We start from the raw sequence: 16,412 nt of genomic DNA, 5'->3' as shown, positions 1-16,412 counted from the left end.
GCCCTGATCGCATCGGCTCGCTTGAACAGTACACTCGATTTAGTTCTCGACCGGGCTCCGCTTTCCGGCTTCGTCCACGACACGGTCGTCGTCCTCGAGAGCGAGCGCCGAGTCCTCCCGGTAAAACACCCGGAGCGTATCGACGGTGTCCTCGGTCCGGGCCAGCTGGGTGAATCCCAGGTCGGTGAAGATCGGCTTCCACTGCCTGAAATAGAGCGGAAAGTCCTCGACCTGTGTGGTCCGTAACAACTGGTCGCCGTCGGGCTCGTTCTCCTTCGTCACCAGCAAGTTGTCGGTCACGCGGCCGATTTCGCCGAAAACCCACTCGTTGTCTGGGTGGATGTGCTGGAGGGCCTCTACTGAGAAGACGACGTCGAACTGGCCGTCCTCGAGTCGCGGGAGGACGTCCTCGAGCGGTTCCCAGTAGAAGGTTCCGTCCTCGGCTAACTCGGGATAGCGCTCAGCCATGACGTCGCTGGCGTCCTCGTTCAGGTCGATCCCGTGGAGGTTCTCGTAGCCGTGCTCGCGGAGGTGCTCGAGGTGACGACCGGCGCTACAGCCGACCTCCAGGATCGTCGCGTCGCGGTCGACCCGCGCGTCGAGCACCGAACGGATCGATTCCGTGCCGCCGGTCGTCCCCATGTCGGCGTAGAACTCCGGCGAGTAGACGCCCGAGCGCTCCGCCCAGCGTTCCTGGACCTCATCAGGGTCCATTCGCCTCGAGTCCATCGAGAGTAACAGGGTGCCGAAGGCGCCGAGGGCGGCCTGCGGGCGGGTGCGAAGGTAGGTGAGCGTGCCCTCGTCCGCGAGCGCCTCGCGCTGGCGATCGATGGTCGCTCGGATCCACCGGGTGATCGCCGACAGTCTCGTCATACCGGGCGTACGGCGTGGCATCGTAAACACCTGTGGTCTCGGGGTCGCCCCTATCCGTCCACCCGCCGGTCGCTTCCTACCTGTCGACTCCGTTGGTCGTCTCATCCCTCGTCGCTCGTTTCCAGTCGGCGAGGCCGACGACCTCGCCGTCAAGCACGTCCGGGTCGCACTCGGTCGCCGCCCAGACGAAGAGTTCGGCCACCGATACGGGGTCCCGTCCCTCGCCACCTGTTAGGTTGGTGCCGACCTGGCCTGGATCGAGACAGCCGACGACGGTGTCGGTATCGGTGTCGGCAGCGAACCCGCGAACGACCGCCTCGGCGCCCGCTTTCGAGACGGCGTAGGAGCCGTAGCCCAGCTTCCCGTCGCGAGCGACCGAACCCGTCGGCACAAGCACGCGACCGCCGTCGCTCAAGTGCGGCAGGGCTTCCGTGATCGTGGCGAACACGCCGCGCGCGTTCGTCCGCCAGTGGTCGTCGAACCGGCTGTAAGACTCCTCGTCGATCGGCGTCTCGCCTGCGTTCCCGTGATAGACGCCGGCGCAGGCGACGACGACGTCGATCCCGCTCTCTGGTCCGGCTCTCGAGGCGGTCTCCATCAATCGCTCGCAGTCGAACTCGTCGCGAACGTCGGTCCGGAGACCCGTGACGGCCCCGTCGGTCCCCGAGGCGAGGTCCGCGACCGCCTCTTCGAGTTCGGCGGCGTCTCGAGCCCCGACGACGACCGTCCACGCCTCCGCCGCGAAGGCCGCGGCGACTGCTCGACCGATTCCGCGCGTCCCGCCGGTGACGACGACCGTCCGTTCGTCCATGCGCGACCCACGGCGGCCAGTTACTCGAGCGTATCGACTCGCCGTAGCCAGTTACGCAAGCACATCGACCGGCGAAAAAAGACCTCCTACGACAGCGACACCTACGTAGGTAGGCACACGTTTATCACCGATCCAACACTACTTTGGGACCATGCACTCGCTCGCGGGAGAGTCGGTCGTCGTAATCGGGGCCGGGATCGGCGGGCTGTCGACGGCGTGCTACCTCGCGAATGCCGGGGCCGATGTGCAGGTCATCGAGAAGAACGAGCAACTCGGCGGTCGAGCCAGCCGCCTCGAGAAAGACGGCTTTCGCTTCGACATGGGGCCCTCCTGGTACCTCATGCCGGACGTGTTCGAGCGGTTTTTCGCGACGTTCGACCGCTCGCCGAGCGACTACTACAGCCTCACCCACCTCGATCCACACTACCGGATCTTCTTCAAGGACGGAGACCGGGTGGACGTCACGCGCGACCTCGAGCGGACCAAAGCCGTGTTCGAATCCTACGAAGATGGCGCCGGCGAGGCGTTAGAACGCTACCTCGAGAAATCGAGGGAGAACTACGAGGTCGGGATGGAACACTTCGTCTACGAGGACCGCGAGCACCTGCGCGACTATCTGGACCTCGACGTGGCCCGCCATGCCCGCGGCCTCTCTTTGCTGGGGTCGATGCAGGGCCACGTCGAGAACTACTTCGACCACCCGAAGCTCCAGCAGATAATGCAGTACACACTCGTCTTCCTCGGCGGGTCGCCCCGGAACACCCCCGCGCTGTACAATTTGATGAGCCACGTCGACTTCAACCTCGGCGTCTGGTACCCCGAGGACGGCATCGGCGGGGTCATCGACGGAATCGCCGACCTTGGGCGCGAACTCGGCGTCACCTACGAGACGAACCGGCCGGCGACCGAGATTAAGGGCCGCGAGGGGGCGTTCTGCGTCGAGACCCCAAAGGGACCTCTTGAGACGGATCTGGTGGTTAGCAACGCCGACTACGCCCACACGGAGCAGGACCTGCTCCCACCCGAGAAGCGCGGCTACGACGCCGACTACTGGGCGTCGCGTACCTACGCCCCCTCCGCGTTTTTGTGCTACCTCGGTGTGGAGGGTGACGTGCCGGACCTCGCTCACCACACCCTCGTGCTTCCGACGAACTGGGAGCACCACTTCGAACAGATCTTCGACGAGCCAGCCTGGCCAGACGACCCGGCTTACTACCTATGTGTCCCCTCCGAAACCGACGACACCGTTGCCCCCGAGGGCCACAGCAACCTGTTCGTGCTCGTCCCGGTCGCGCCGGGACTTGAGGATACCCCCGAGATCCGGGAGGAGTACCGCGACTTCGTCCTTGCGGACATCGCCGAACACACGGGCACCGACCTCCGGGATCGAATCGTCTTCGAGGAGACGTTCTCCATTGAGGATTTCGCCGACCGGTACAACAGCTTCGCGGGCACTGCGCTGGGGATGGCCCACACCCTGCGACAGACGTCCCTCTTTCGGCCACCACACCGCTCGAAAGAAGTCGACGGCCTCTACTTCACCGGATCGTACACCACACCCGGCATCGGCGTCCCGATGTGCCTCATCAGCGGCGAACTCACGGCCGAGAAGGTGCTCGAGGATTTCGGTACAGACGGCGCTGGTACCTGACTCGAGGTGACCACGATGGCACCGACCGACACACAGGTCCGAAGCCAAACCATGGTGAACCGACACTGTCACTCGGCGGTGACGGCGCCGTTGCCAGCGAGGGAATCGTTCCCCGGTGAGCCACCGTGACCGCCAACCGACGCTCCTCGAGCGAGCGCCCGATCCTCGACCCGCTCGCGTACCTGGTGACGCTGTCTCGACCACGGTTCTGGCTGTACCTCGCCGGGCCGGTGCTGGTGGGAATCGCCTACGCCGCCGAGAGCGTCGGGGAACTGCTGTCGCTCACCGCGCTCGTCCTGTTCGCGTACTTCCTGGTCCCGGCGAACGTCTTCCTGTACGGAATCAACGACGTGTACGACCGGGAAATTGACGCCGAGAATCCGAAGAAGGACGGTCGCGAAGCGCGCTACGAGGGGCAGCGATTCGTTCCCGTTGGCGTCGTCGCGTGCGCACTCGTCCCGCTTGTCCTGCTCCCGTGGCTGCCGGCGCCGTCGTGGCCCTGGATCGCCGTCTTCCTCGTGCTGGGTGCGGGCTACAGCGCCCCGCCGCTTCGATTCAAGACGACACCGTTGCTCGATTCGGTCTCGAACGGCCTCTACATCGCCCCCGGCGCGGCCGCCTACGCTGCCATCTCTGGCTCCCAGCCGCCGATTCTGGCCCTCGTCGGCGCCTGGCTCTGGGCGATGGGCATGCACACGTTCTCGGCCGTTCCCGACATCGAACCCGATCGCCGGGCTGGGATTCGGACGACCGCGACCGTGCTGGGAAAACGGCGCACCTACGCCTACTGCGCCGCCTGCTGGCTCGCCGCCGCCCTCGCCTTCGGGGCGCTCGACTACCGTCTAGGACTACTGCTCGGCATCTACCCGTTCTTCGTCCTGGGCGTGGCGACCTCGAGCGTGGCCGTCTCGCGGGCCTACTGGTGGTTCCCGGCGATCAACACGGTCGTCGGTATGGCGCTGACGATGGGCGGGCTCTGGGGGGTGTTCTATGGCTGACGGCGGGACCGCGGCAGCTCCGAATCGGGCAGGCAGAGAACGGATCCAGCGTCGCCTCGAGACGCTCGTCCTGGAGAATCGCTTCACTATCGCCGTGATCTTCCCGCTGGTGGGCGCAATTAGCCTCGTCGGGAGCGCCGAAGGCGTAATTCCGGAGCCGTTCGCGTACAACCCGCTGTTGATCCTCTTCGGCACGCTCGTGATGCGCTCGCCCCTCGTGGTGGGTCTCCTGCCCCGGATCGGCTGGCGGGCGCTCGGCTGGCTCGGCCTGCTCACGGCCTACACCTACGGCGTCGAACTGCTGGGCGTGCGTATCGACTGGCCCTACGGCGACTTCGAGTACGCAATCTCGCTCGGACCGATGCTCTTCGGGGAGATTCCACTCGCCTTGCCGCTGTTCTTCGTTCCGCTCGTACTCAACGCCTACCTCCTCACGGTGCTCGTCTTCGGCCAGCGGGCCACGAACCCGCTGGTCCGGCTCCCGGCCGCCGTCGTCGCCGTTGTCGCCGTCGACCTCGTGCTGGACCCCGCCGCCGTCTCCATCGGCTTCTGGGCGTTCGAGACGGGCGTCTACTACGGTGTTCCGCTCTCGAACTACGTCGGGTGGCTCCTCTCAGGGACCGTCGCCGTGGTTCTCGTCGACCTCGCTTTCGACCGCGAGGCGCTGCTCGAGCGCGTCCACGAGTGTCCGTTCATCCTCGACGACCTGGTGAGTTTCGTGCTCCTGTGGGGATCGATCAATGTCCTCTACGGCAACTGGATCGCCGCGGCCGTCGCTGGCGTCTTCTGTCTCGGCCTCCTGCGAACCGGCCGCTACGACCGCACGATGGTGGCGAACGCCGTTCCGAAGGGGATCCGAAGCCGGGTGCTCGAGTAGCGCGTCGACAGAATCGCGACGAATCATCGTCCGTCAAAGTGAGGAGAACGCCGAGGCTCTAACCAGTACTGATCCACTAATACTATAGGAATTATATTAAAAGCCGCTCGAGCGCTCGGTTACTCCTGGGCCGTCGTCAACGCCTGAAACGCGATCGTCGGGAATCGCGGCTCGAGCGTGCTCGGGCGGCGACCACCACTCCCTCCCTCGCTCCCGACCGCCTCGTCGATCGACACCCGCTCGAGCAGCCCTCTGTCGGCCAGTTCGTACAGAAACCGCTTGACGGTTCCGCTCGTCAGCGACGACGAGCGGGCAATGTCGTCCGCGAGGGCGCGAATCGACCGACGGTCGGTTTCGTCGTCACACACCTGGATCAGCGCGACGAGCACGCGCTGGCGCGATTCCGGCAGGGCCAGCGCCCGGTCGACGTGGACGCCGCCACCCGGCACGTCCGTCTTCGCGGCCTCGAGGTGGCGGTCGTCGATCGCTTCGGCGCCCGCCTCCGTCGCCAGGTACGCGGCGCCGAACACCGCCGCTAGCGCGTCGTGAGCGTTGCCGTCGGCCCACTCCGCCAGCGACCGGACTGTCTGGTGGTCGAGTGTGCCGGCGGCCAGTCCCGCGGCAGTTCGCTCGGTCACCACGTCGACGAGTTCGTGCTGGCGGTAGGCCGGGACATCGACGACGGACCCGTCCCACCCGGTGGGCGCTCGCCGCCCGACCGGGACGACCGTGGTGCTCTCGTCGACCGCCTCGAGTAACTCCCGAACCCTCGTCACGTCGATCGTTTCCGGTTCGTCATGGTGGTCCACGGCGATCACTGCCCGGCGGTCGGGCCGGGCCAGCCGCGCGGCGAGACGGTCGCGGAGGTCGTCCGTCCCGACGCCGCTGGTCGGAACGGAATCCGTCGAGAGCGACGAGAGGACGGCCTGATAGAAGGCGAACGCACTGGTCGTCCGCCGGGCGTCGACGTAGACGAACCGGATCGCCCGCCGGTCGCTGCCGGCGCGCGTCGTCGTCCCGATCGCTCGAGTCGAATCGCCCAGCTCCGCCGTCAGTGCGGCGAAGAGCGCGGTGATCACGGCCGACGTTCCGGACCCGGCAGGACCGACGACCGCGAACGGTTTCGGCAGAAAGTTGCTGAAGGCGGGTTCGACGGCGTCGAGGAGCGCCTCGAGGGTCGAACCGCGGCCGACGGGCTCACTGCGGTGGACGGTGGGGCTCAGCACCTCCCGGTCGAGGACGAACCCCGAATGCGGCTGGGCGGTTCGCCGACGGGCGATTCGTTCCGCGAGATCCATCAGTTCGCTCCGGACGGCTCGTCCTGGCCTTCGCGGTCCGGTCTGCCCGTCCCGTCTTCGTGGTCAGCTTCGTCCGTCCTGTCTTCGCGGTCCGATCCGCGCACCTCGTCTCGACGGCCCGCCTCGCCCACCTCGTCGACGCCGCCATCCGTCGTCGCACGCGCGACATTTGGAGAGTCCGGAACGAGCGCCGCCTCGAGCACCTCGAGCGGGTGTTTGATCTCGTATCCGGTCCCGTGTTCCATCTGCATCGCACAAGTTGGACACTCGGTGAGACCGGTGTCGCCGTCGGCGCGTTCCATGTGCTCGAACATCTCCTCGCCGATCTGCATCGAGGTCTCGTAGTGCTCTTCCTTCCAGCCGTAGGTGCCCGAAATTCCAGAACAGGACTCGCCCACGTCCTGGGCCTCGACGCCGTCGATGGTCGTCAGCACCTCGATGGCCTGTCCGTCCAGTCCCTGGTTACGGGCGTGACAGGGAGTGTGGTAGGCCAGGTTCGGCACGTCGGCGCGCGTCCCCGCGAGTTCGCCCTCGAGGTCCTCGTGGACGCGGAGGTACTCCAGGCCCTCCCAGGTGTTACTCGAGACGTCGTCGACGCCGTCGATGTCGAACAGTTCGGGGTACTCCTGGCGAAGCGACATCGAACACGAGGTGCAGGAAGCGATCACGTCGGCGCCGTCCTCGATGGCGGCCGCGAGTTCGGGGACGTTGGTGTCGGCGGCCCGGCGGGCGTCGTCGAGCATGCCGTTCGCGAACATCGGCGTCCCCGAACAGCGCTGCTCGGGCACCACGACTTCGTAGCCGAAGTGTTCGTACACCCGTACGAGGGCCTTGCCGACCTCGGGCGTGTTGTAGTTCGAGTAGCAGCCGTGGAAGTAGGCGACCCGCTTTTCGGCGCCGGACTCGCCGCGTTCCTCCCGAGCCGCCTGTGCTCGTTCTCTCGAGGCCTCGTGACCGCCCCGCGCTCGCCACCACTCCCGGAAAGTTTCGGTGGCGAACTCGGGGAACTCGCGTTCGCCCGCGATGCCGAGGACCTTCTCGTTGAATACACTGGTGAGCGTGAGCCCCATTACGAAGTTCGTCAGCCGGGGGACCTTGCTCCCGAGGTGGGCCATCAGCCGGTAGTTCGAGAGCAGACGGTTTCGCCAGTACTCGAGCGAACGCTTGCTCATCCGCTCCTCGACGTACTCCCCGCGAGCGCTGTTGTGCATCTGGGAAAGCGGCACTTCCGAGGGACAGGCGTGGTCACAGCGCATGCAGTTCGAACACTTCATGATCGAGTCGTCGACGTCGTGGTCGGACTGGCGTTTCAGCCGCCACTGCTCCGGCCCCTGGAACTTCGGTCCGGGGAACTCGTCGTCGACTTCCGCGACCGGGCAGTTGGTATCGCAGGTCGAGCACTTGTAGCAGTTGTCCGCCCCCGGCCGGAGGTCCATGTCGTCGGCTTCCGGAAAGACCTCGATGGGGTCGAACTCGTCGTCGCCCGGGACGTGGTCGTCGGTCGGTCGTGTCGCGTCGCTCATGGAATCACCGTCATATTGGTTTGAAATTGGATCCGTCTCTGAATCTGCATGTGCGCCTGAGCCTGGCTCTGAAACTCGTCTCCACCGCAAGTCTCGGTCTCGCTCTCGGTCGCCCGTCGATCCGGCCGCCACTGATCGCACACACTGCTCGAGGGGCCACTCGAGGCTGCGTACGGTCCGTACAGTGCGTCCGGGCCAGCACGCGAACGAACCGCTCGGTTCATCCGCGCACCTCCGATCCAGCCCGGTCGCCCGCGACGAACCCCGTCGCGAGCGAGACGCCGCTGCCGGACTTTTCGGCGGCGAAGTCGTACCCCGAGAGGACGGCACCCGCCGCCCGCAGGTTCGCGAACTCGAGGTCGCCCGCGGCGTCGAGCGGGCGCAACTCGCGGTCGATGGCCACGCCGAAGCGAGCGAACGGGTGGTCGCCGAAGGCGTCGCCGTCGAACCAGTCGTAGCGGTCCGGCGACGCCTCGACGTGGCAGTTGAAGATGGGTTCGAAGACCCGCTCGCGTTCGGATCGAACGCCCTTGCCGACGAGGCCGCCGGTGGCGAGGACGTACTCGTCGGCGCGGTAGGGGACGTCCTGGCCCTTGCGGTCGACGAGGACGTGTTCGATTCGCGTCGAACTCGAGCCACGGTTGCGCTCCGCCGCCTCGTAGTCGACCACCGGGACGCCCGTCGTGACGCGAACGCCAGCGTCCTCGAGCGCGTCGTACAGGCGGTCCTCGAGGCGCATTCCTGGCAGGCTCGGTGGCCCCGAAGGCACCTCGAACACGTCGACGCCGAGGCGCTCCTCGAGGTCCCGGCGGACGGTCGCGTGATTGTCGTCGCCCAGGATTGGCGGGAACCCCACGCGGGACTCGCCCTCGAGCTGGTCGCGGACGATGGCGGCCAACGCGGCCCGCGCGGAGGTCTCGCCGCGGCCGACGTCGACGGCCTCGTCGCGGTCGAGCAGGTGCGCGTACCGGGTCACCTTGGCGTCGTCGCGCCGAATGCCCGGGAACGAGAGGGTGACGCCGCGGGCCTCGAACGGAGCGCCGGTGTCCTCCAGGTGGGCTGCGGCGAGGGGGGCATCGAACTCGGGGAGCGTCTCGAAGCCGACGAGCAGCGCGTCGCTGGGATCGCTCGCGAGCCCGGGCGCGACGCCGGCGGGGTAGCGGGCCGTGGGCTTGATCGCGCCGCTCGAGGTTGGGACGAGCGCGTTTGCGTCCGTGTGCTCGCCTACGTAGGCGTCCCCGACGATCGCGTCGAAGAAGAGCAGCGCCTCGCGAACCGAATCGCCACCCACGCGTTCGTAGGGGTGGCCCTCCGGGAGCGACTCGAGGGCGTCGAAGGGGTCGGCGAGTGGTCCCTTTCCATTAGGCGCGTAGCCGAGCACGTCGATCAGCCCGCTGGCGTGTCGGAGCGTGCTCTGTTTGTAGGTGAGCAGGCGAACCTGGACGCCGCGTTCGGCCGCGGCGAGCGCCGCCGTGGCGCCGGCGAGTCCGCCGCCGATGACGAACACGTCGTCGGTGATGGCCATTTCAACGATCACCTCCCTTCGGATCCTCGCCACGCTGTCGGGAGTCTCGAGGACCGCCGTCGGTCGCGACGCCGCCGGTCGCCTCCCGAGCCGAGTCCGGCCGTCCGCCGTCGAACGCCCCGAAGTCGACCGGCTCGTCGGCTCGAGCCGGATCGCCGTCGGCGTTGAACGTCGTCGCGTGCAGCGCGTAGGTGAGCATCGCCTGGGAGAGCTGTTCGCCCCAGAGCGCGTGGCGCTCGCCCTTCCAGCGCTCCTGGAAGAGTTCGTCGTAGGCGGCTCGTGCCGTCGGCTCGTCGTACTCGGGGTGGAGTTCGTTGGCCATGACGTGACAGCAGAAGCCGCCCTGGCAGTTGCCCATCGACGCCCGGGTCCGGATTCGCACGGCGTTCAGGTCGGAGCCGGATTGCTCGATGGCGTCCTGTATTTCGGCGCGCGTGACGCCCTCGCAGGTGCAGACGACCGGGTTCGGATCGGTGGTTCCGAGCACCTCCTGGGAGCGACTCCCGAGGCGCTGTTTGCTCCGTCGCGCGATCGGCGAACGCAGGCCGAAGTCGTCCATCGCGTCCTCGAGGGTCTCGAGGTTCTCGCTTCCCGGAAGTGGTTCGCTTGCAGTTTCGCAGGTGGCCCGGTGGCCGAGTTTCTCGCAGACGTGATCGGAAATCTGCTCGGCCATCATCCGGTAGGTGGTGAACTTGCCGCCGACGATGCTGGTGATTCCCGAGACGCCGTCGCGTTCGGCGTGATCGAGCAGGAAGAAATCCCGGGTGATGTCCGTGGGGTCTACCGTCCCAGTTCCTGGCGGTTCGTACAGCGGGCGGACCCCCCAGAACGAGCGGATCGTGCGGGCCTCCGAGAGGATCGGCACCAGTTCCGAGAGGGTGTCGATCATCAGGTCGACCTCCCAGCCAGCCTCAGGGTAGTCGTCGGGGTCCTCAACTTCCTCGTCGGTGGTGCCGAGGATGGCGGTCGTCTCGTGGGGCACGACGATGTCGGCGTCGCCTTTCGGTCGACAGCGGTTGATGACCGTGTCGACCTGGCGGACGTTCATGATGGTCATGACGCCCTTCGAGGGGCGGACGGCGACCTCGAGGTCGGCCATCTCGCCGATCTGGCCGGCCCACGCGCCGGTCGCGTTGACGACGTACTCAGCCGTGATCTCCTCGGTGGCGCCGGGCGACCGGTGGGTCCGCTTTCCGGGGCCGGAGTCGTGGCGGACCTCGACGCCGTAGACGTCGTCGCCCTCGCGGAGGAGGTCGATCACTTCGGCGTGGGTTTCGACGCGCGCCCCGTGGAATTCGGCATCGAGAGCGTTGGCCACGCAGAGTCTGAAGGGATCGATCGCACCGTCGGGCACCTGAATCGCTCGCTCGACGTCTTTGGCGAGGTAGGGTTCGATCTCCCGGGCTTCCCGCCCCGAGAGGGCACGTGCGGGGATGTCACACGCCTTGCACCCACGCAGCTTTTCCTGGAAGTAGTCGTCCGGATCCTCCGGGCGCTGGACGAACAGTCCGCCGGTCATCTCGACGCAGTGGCCGGCGATGTCGCGCAGGACCTCGTTCTCCTCGATGCACTCCTTCGCGCTGGCCTGGTCCGACACGGCGTAGCGGCCCCCGCTGTGTAAGAGGCCGTGCATCCGGCCGGTCGTCCCGTGTGTGAGGTTTCCCCGCTCGACGAGCGTCACCTCGAGCCCGCGCATCGCCAGGTCCCGGGCGATGCCACAGCCGGTGGAGCCGCCGCCGACGACGAGTACCTCCGTATCGTATGCCATCCGTTGACTCAACGACGTGGTGACGCGCCATTATTTTATCGGTGGTCAGCCAACACCCATAACAATCACCGTTTTTCCAGATAGTTCGTCGTTGTGTCAGGAGTTTTCGTGGGTCGAACGAGTACAGGCGAGAAACGCCCCTGTAAATTCGTCTACTCGATATTCCTAGGCAGTAATGGTTTCGTTCACAGAGGTTGTCTCGAGAAATACATAAATACCGACTTACATATTGGGCAATGTTTATACCGATCGTTGGTGTTGTTTATCAGTAATACCGGATCGTCGGTAAAGATGTTCGCAACCGAGCGACACAACGGGTGACCACCAATGACAGACACATACGTCGGCGCAGTAGACCAGGGTACGACCGGCACGCGATTCATGGTGTTCGACCACAGCGGCCAGGTCGTCGCCAACGCGTACGAGAAACACGAACAGATCTACCCGGAACCCGGCTGGGTCGAACACGACCCGATGGAGATCTGGGAGAACACCAAATCGGTGATCACGAGCGCACTCGGCCAGGCCGGGATCAGCCCGGACCAGCTCGAGGCCATCGGCGTCACCAACCAGCGCGAGACGACGCTGCTCTGGGACGCCGAATCCGGGAAACCGGTGCACAACGCGCTCGTCTGGCAGGACCGCCGGACGACAAGTCGCGTCGAGCAACTCGAGGAAGACGGTCTGGTCGGAACGATTCGCGAGAAGACCGGCCTCGAGGCCGACGCCTACTTCTCGGCGACGAAAGCCGAGTGGCTCCTCGAGAACGCCGACCCGATCAAGATGGAGCGTACCCGGCCATCGGACATCCAGGACCGCGCGGCCGAGGGCGAGGTCCTCTTCGGGACCATCGACACCTGGCTGATCTACAACCTCACGGGCAACCACATCACCGAAGTCACGAACGCCTCGCGGACGATGCTCTACAACATCCACGACCTCGAGTGGGACGACGAGTTGCTCGAGGAGTTCGACGTGTCCCGGGAGATGCTCCCGGAAGTTCGCCCCTCGAGCGACGAGGACACCTACGGGACGACCGATCCGGACGGCTTCCTCGAGGCCGAGGTCCCAGTCGCGGGCGCGCTCGGCGACCAGCAGGCGGCGCTGTTCGGCCAGACCTGTTTCGACGCCGGCGAGGCCAAGAACACCTACGGGACGGGCTCGTTCTTCCTCATGAACACCGGCGAGGAGGCCGTCGAGTCCGAACACGGCCTGCTCACCACAATTGGCTTCCAGCGCTCGGGCGAACCCGTCCAGTACGCTCTGGAGGGCGCCATCTTCATCACCGGCGCGGCGATCGAGTGGCTCGAGGACATGACGCTGATCGACGACCCGGCCGAGACGGCGGAACTGGCCAGGAGCGTCGATTCGACCGACGGCGTCTACTTCGTCCCCGCGTTCACGGGGCTAGGCGCCCCGCACTGGGACCAGCGCGCCCGCGGCACCATTGTCGGGATGACCCGCGGTACCCGGAAGGAACACGTCGTCCGTGCGACCCTCGAGTCCATCGCCTACCAGACGCGAGACGTCGCCGAGGCGATGGAGGCGGACTCGGGCATCGAGATGCAGGATCTCAAGGTCGACGGCGGCGCGGTCAAGAACAACTACCTCTGCCAGCTCCAGTCGGACATCATCGGCTCGGAGATCTCTCGTCCCGTCGTCGACGAGACGACGGCCCTGGGGTCGGCCTACGCGGCCGGCCTGGCGGTGGGCTACTGGGGCGACGTCGAGGGGCTGCGCGACAACTGGCAGGTCGACCGCGAGTTCACTCCCGAGATGGATCCGGAGAAAGCCGATCGCATGTACAGTCGCTGGAGTGACGCCGTCGAGCGCTCGCTCGGCTGGGCCACCGACGGAGGCGACTGACCATGGTTCTCGGTGAGCTCCTGGAGGCGCTGCTCGACCTCGAGATGCTCATCGCCGCGTTCGGCGGCGGTGCGTTCGGGGCGGCCCTCGGCGCGCTTCCGGCGTTCATCTTCACCGGGTTCATGGTTATCGCGGGCGAGTCGGCGACGCTCGTCAATCCGGATGCCGCGGCGATCACTGGCGATGTCGCGTTCGGCCCGCCGTTCTCTCCGGCAATCAGTTTCGCTGGCGGTGCTGCGGCGACGGCCTACGCCGCTCGCCGGGGCTACATCGACACCGCCTTCGACTTCCACGAGGCGAAGAACATCGCCTACGCTCTCGGGACGAAACCCGACGTCCTCGCCGTGGGCGGCGCCTTCGGCGTCCTCGGGTACGTCCTCCAGGTGACCTCGGCGACGCTCGGGTTGCCCTGGGATCCCATCGCGATGGGGGTCGTCCTCTCGGCGCTGTTTCACCGGCTAATCCTGGGCTACAGCATCATCGGGAAAGTCCGGGGCACTGGCTACTTCGACATGTCGCCGTTCGAGCGCGAGGAGACGCGGGCGATCACCGACGGCGGCGAGGTGGACGCAGGAGCAGAGACGGAGGCGGCGGCCGCCCAGAGTTCGCGTCTCGCCGTCGAACCGTGGCTCCCCCACCAGTACAAGTGGGACCACGTCGCCATGATCGGCCTGGCTGGCGGCCTCCTGGGCGGGTACACGGCGCTCGTCACCGAGAGCCCGTTCCTGGCGTTCGGTATCAGCGCCGCCTCCCTCGTCTTCCTCAACTGCGGCGTCGAGAAGATCCCGGTCACGCACCACATCACGCTCCCGTCCTCGACGGCCGCGCTGGCGGTCGTCGCGAGCGGCGACGCGGTTCTCGCGGGGACCAGCAATGAGGTCGCCCTGATCGTCGCCGCCGTCTTCGGGATCATCTGTGCGCTGTTCGGGGAAGCGTTCCAGCGGGTGTTCTACGCCCACGGCGACACCCACTGGGACCCGCCCGCGGCGGCCATCGTCTTTGGGACGATTCTGATCGCCGTGGCGTACTTCCTCGGCATCTTCCCGACGACGGTCTGGGTCCCGACGCCCTGACCGCTGATCACCACCCCTTCTGGGTTCTACTCACAGCAGCGACCTTCAGTTCGACCCACTCACGCCCGACTCGAGGAGTGATTTTACCTCGGCCCTCGCAGTACCCAGATCGCGGCGGGCACAAGTGCGACCGAAGACCGACTCCTTTAGGCTTCGCCTCGAGCACCTTTCGGTATGACCGCCGACCCGCCGCTCGTCCTCGACATCGACGGCACGCTCACCCGCCCGGAGGGGTGGGGCATCGACCCTCGCATCTTCGATCCGCTGCTCGAGTGGGACGCCCCGGTCGTCGTCGCCACCGGAAAAGCGTTCCCGTATCCTGTCGCCCTCTGTCACTTCGCGGCGCTTCCCGAACTCGTTGTCGCCGAGAACGGCGGCGTCGTCTACACCGGCGAGTCCGTCCACTACACCGCCGACCGCGCCGCGGCCCAGGCCGTCGCGGAGGCCTACCAGGAGGCCGGCTACGACCTCGGCTGGGGGCCCGAGGACACGGTCAACCGCTGGCGCGAGACCGAGGTGGCTGTCAATCGCGAGCAACCCGAAGGACCCCTCCGAGAACTGGCCGCCGAGCACGGCCTCGAGGTCCTCGACACCAGCTACGCCTACCACGTCGTCAATCCGGAGACGAGCAAGGGCCGCGGCGTCGCCCGCCTGGCCGAGCACGTCGGCTTCGCCCTCGAGGACGCGGTGGCCGTCGGTGACTCCGAGAACGACGTCTCGACGTTCGAAGCGGTCGGTCGAAGTTTCGCCGTCGCCAATGCGGACGACGCGGCGAAGGCAGCGGCCGACGAGGTGCTCGAGACGGCTCACGCCGACGGGACGCTGAGCGTGCTCGAGCGGGTACGTGGACATAGCGAGTGACTCGACCGCCGCTCGTAGAAACCGCTGGCACGACACCACACGCCTTTTACTCGCGGGCGTCCAATCGCGTTCCATCATGAGCAATGCCGCGGATTCCGGGGCCGACGCGTCGTCGGAGGACGGCGACGTAGACGTAGACGGGGACGACGGTGGCGGACCGATGCAAGTCGACTCGCCGAACTACCACCACGAGAACCACACCGCTGCCCAGACCTGTGGGTGGACCGCCAACGCCCTCCGCGGCGAGGGCAAGTGCTACAAGAACATCTGGTACGGCATCGAATCGCACCGCTGTATCCAGATGACGCCCGTCGTCCGCTGTAACGAGCGTTGCGTCTTCTGCTGGCGCGACCACAACGGCCACGCCTACGAACTCGAGGGCGTCGAGTGGGACGACCCCGAGGCCGTCGTCGACGCCTCCATCCGCCTCCAGAAGAAGCTCCTCTCGGGCTTCGGCGGCAACGACCAGGTCCCCCGGTCCGTGTTCGAAGAGGCCATGGAACCCCGCCACGTCGCTATCAGCCTCGACGGCGAGCCTTCCTTGTATCCCTATCTCCCGGAACTGCTCGAGGCGTTCCATGACCGAGACGTCACGACGTTCCTCGTCTCGAACGGCACCCGCCCCGAAGTCCTGCGAGAGTGCGACCCAACCCAGCTGTACGTCAGCGTCGACGCCCCCGAGCGTTGGACGTTCGACCAGGTCGTCAAGGCCATGGAGGACGACGCCTGGGAGCGCCTCGTCGAGACGATGGACGTCCTCGCCAAGAAGGACGAGACGCGCACCGTCCTGCGGACGACGCTGATCGACGGCGAGAACATGCGCGACCCGGACTGGTACGCCGCCTTCTACCAGCGGGCCGACCCCGACTTCGTCGAACTCAAAGCGTACATGCACGTCGGGCACTCTCGCGGCCGACTCGACAGGTCCTCAATGCCCGATCACGAGGACGTCGCCGAGTTCGCACGCGAGGTCGCCTCCCACATGCCCGAGTTCACCGAGGTGAAGGAGGTTCCCGCCTCGCGGGTCGCCCTGCTCTCGAAGACTGACGATACGTGGGTCCCGAAGCTGAAGAAGGACAGTGAGTTCTGGGAGCGCGACCCTGTCTCGAGCGGTTGAGTGAAAAGGGGTCCCTTTGACGGCAATTATCACAATTGGTGAACCACCTGTCGGTGACGGGACTCCGCCGTCTCGAACCGGACGATCTACGTCTCCGAATCGGTGTCGTGGGTGGATATCGAAATTGGGACGGACCGATCGATACATACCGATGGAGTCGAAAACGCATTC

13 protein-coding genes are annotated in these 16,412 nt (G+C 66.4%); 7 read left to right on the top strand and 6 right to left on the bottom strand.

Features of this window, described 5'->3' with window-relative positions; translation table 11 throughout:
- Positions 1-39: 39 nt before the first annotated feature.
- A complete protein-coding gene (locus ACFQS4_RS09305) occupies positions 40-873 on the bottom strand; it encodes a class I SAM-dependent methyltransferase (RefSeq protein WP_497901244.1) in 834 nt (277 codons plus the stop codon).
- Between the two features lie 76 nt (positions 874-949).
- Positions 950-1,684 (bottom strand): SDR family oxidoreductase, encoded by a 735-nt coding sequence (locus ACFQS4_RS09300; RefSeq protein WP_497901243.1) that lies wholly within the window; start codon positions 1,682-1,684, stop codon positions 950-952.
- Between the two features lie 151 nt (positions 1,685-1,835).
- Here ACFQS4_RS09300 and crtID point away from each other — a divergent pair, with 151 nt between their 5' ends.
- From crtID to cruF, 3 genes are all read left to right on the top strand, one after another.
- Positions 1,836-3,335: a bifunctional phytoene desaturase/3,4-desaturase gene (gene crtID, locus ACFQS4_RS09295; RefSeq protein WP_497901242.1), complete on the top strand. Its 1,500-nt coding sequence runs from the start codon at positions 1,836-1,838 to the stop codon at positions 3,333-3,335.
- Between the two features lie 125 nt (positions 3,336-3,460).
- Positions 3,461-4,333, top strand: coding sequence for a prenyltransferase (locus tag ACFQS4_RS09290; protein WP_497901241.1), 873 nt, complete (start codon positions 3,461-3,463; stop codon positions 4,331-4,333).
- Positions 4,326-5,210, top strand: coding sequence for a bisanhydrobacterioruberin hydratase (cruF, locus tag ACFQS4_RS09285; protein WP_497901240.1), 885 nt, complete (start codon positions 4,326-4,328; stop codon positions 5,208-5,210). Before ACFQS4_RS09290 ends, cruF begins: the two co-directional genes overlap by 8 nt.
- Before the next feature lie 119 nt (positions 5,211-5,329).
- On the opposite strand, the gene ACFQS4_RS09280 is transcribed toward cruF, so the two are convergent.
- From ACFQS4_RS09280 to glpA, 4 genes are all read right to left on the bottom strand, one after another.
- Positions 5,330-6,508 carry a Cdc6/Cdc18 family protein gene (locus ACFQS4_RS09280; RefSeq protein WP_497901239.1) on the bottom strand — a complete coding sequence of 393 codons (1,179 nt, stop codon included), beginning with the start codon at positions 6,506-6,508 and terminating at the stop codon, positions 5,330-5,332.
- Entirely contained in the window at positions 6,508-8,031 is a 1,524-nt protein-coding gene (locus tag ACFQS4_RS09275) for an anaerobic glycerol-3-phosphate dehydrogenase subunit C (RefSeq protein ID WP_497901238.1), read from the bottom strand. Before ACFQS4_RS09275 ends, ACFQS4_RS09280 begins: the two co-directional genes overlap by 1 nt.
- 220 nt (positions 8,032-8,251) lie before the next feature.
- Complete coding sequence (glpB, locus tag ACFQS4_RS09270) at positions 8,252-9,556, bottom strand: glycerol-3-phosphate dehydrogenase subunit GlpB (RefSeq protein ID WP_497901237.1); 1,305 nt, start codon at positions 9,554-9,556, stop codon at positions 8,252-8,254.
- Position 9,557: 1 nt separating this feature from the next.
- Positions 9,558-11,324, bottom strand: a complete 1,767-nt coding sequence (gene glpA / locus ACFQS4_RS09265) for an anaerobic glycerol-3-phosphate dehydrogenase subunit GlpA (protein WP_497901236.1) — start codon at positions 11,322-11,324, stop codon at positions 9,558-9,560.
- Between the two features lie 327 nt (positions 11,325-11,651).
- On the opposite strand from glpA, the gene glpK reads away from it, so the two are divergent.
- From glpK to twy1, 4 genes are all read left to right on the top strand, one after another.
- Positions 11,652-13,190 carry a glycerol kinase GlpK gene (glpK, locus tag ACFQS4_RS09260; RefSeq protein WP_497901235.1) on the top strand — a complete coding sequence of 513 codons (1,539 nt, stop codon included), beginning with the start codon at positions 11,652-11,654 and terminating at the stop codon, positions 13,188-13,190.
- A 2-nt stretch (positions 13,191-13,192) separates the two neighbouring features.
- Positions 13,193-14,263: a DUF7973 family transport facilitator gene (locus ACFQS4_RS09255; protein WP_497901234.1), complete on the top strand. Its 1,071-nt coding sequence runs from the start codon at positions 13,193-13,195 to the stop codon at positions 14,261-14,263.
- Positions 14,264-14,437: 174 nt separating this feature from the next.
- Complete coding sequence (locus ACFQS4_RS09250; protein WP_497901233.1) at positions 14,438-15,124, top strand: HAD-IIB family hydrolase; 687 nt, start codon at positions 14,438-14,440, stop codon at positions 15,122-15,124.
- A gap of 76 nt (positions 15,125-15,200) precedes the next feature.
- The gene (twy1, locus tag ACFQS4_RS09245; RefSeq protein ID WP_497901232.1) at positions 15,201-16,241 is read left to right on the top strand and encodes a 4-demethylwyosine synthase TYW1; all 1,041 of its coding nucleotides are present in this window, start codon (positions 15,201-15,203) and stop codon (positions 16,239-16,241) included.
- Positions 16,242-16,412: the final 171 nt, after the last annotated feature.

It is taken from the genome of Saliphagus sp. GCM10025317 (assembly GCF_042663665.1).
Taxonomy (GTDB): Archaea; Halobacteriota; Halobacteria; order Halobacteriales; family Natrialbaceae; genus Natronosalvus.
Note: the sequence above shows the minus strand (reverse complement) of the source record. Positions and strands in the feature narration are given on the sequence as shown.

Excerpts from the sequence above, each read along its gene's own strand:
- glpA (WP_497901236.1), bottom strand. The coding sequence starts at position 11,324 with ATGGCATACGATACGGAGGTACTCGTCGTCGGCGGCGGCTCCACCGGC.
- ACFQS4_RS09280 (WP_497901239.1), bottom strand. The coding sequence starts at position 6,508 with ATGGATCTCGCGGAACGAATCGCCCGTCGGCGAACCGCCCAGCCGCAT.
- glpB (WP_497901237.1), bottom strand. The coding sequence starts at position 9,556 with ATGGCCATCACCGACGACGTGTTCGTCATCGGCGGCGGACTCGCCGGC.
- ACFQS4_RS09305 (WP_497901244.1), bottom strand. The coding sequence starts at position 873 with ATGACGAGACTGTCGGCGATCACCCGGTGGATCCGAGCGACCATCGAT.
- ACFQS4_RS09275 (WP_497901238.1), bottom strand. The coding sequence starts at position 8,031 with ATGAGCGACGCGACACGACCGACCGACGACCACGTCCCGGGCGACGAC.
- cruF (WP_497901240.1), top strand. The coding sequence starts at position 4,326 with ATGGCTGACGGCGGGACCGCGGCAGCTCCGAATCGGGCAGGCAGAGAA.
- ACFQS4_RS09255 (WP_497901234.1), top strand. The coding sequence starts at position 13,193 with ATGGTTCTCGGTGAGCTCCTGGAGGCGCTGCTCGACCTCGAGATGCTC.
- glpK (WP_497901235.1), top strand. The coding sequence starts at position 11,652 with ATGACAGACACATACGTCGGCGCAGTAGACCAGGGTACGACCGGCACG.
- crtID (WP_497901242.1), top strand. The coding sequence starts at position 1,836 with ATGCACTCGCTCGCGGGAGAGTCGGTCGTCGTAATCGGGGCCGGGATC.
- ACFQS4_RS09300 (WP_497901243.1), bottom strand. The coding sequence starts at position 1,684 with ATGGACGAACGGACGGTCGTCGTCACCGGCGGGACGCGCGGAATCGGT.
- twy1 (WP_497901232.1), top strand. The coding sequence starts at position 15,201 with ATGAGCAATGCCGCGGATTCCGGGGCCGACGCGTCGTCGGAGGACGGC.
- ACFQS4_RS09250 (WP_497901233.1), top strand. The coding sequence starts at position 14,438 with ATGACCGCCGACCCGCCGCTCGTCCTCGACATCGACGGCACGCTCACC.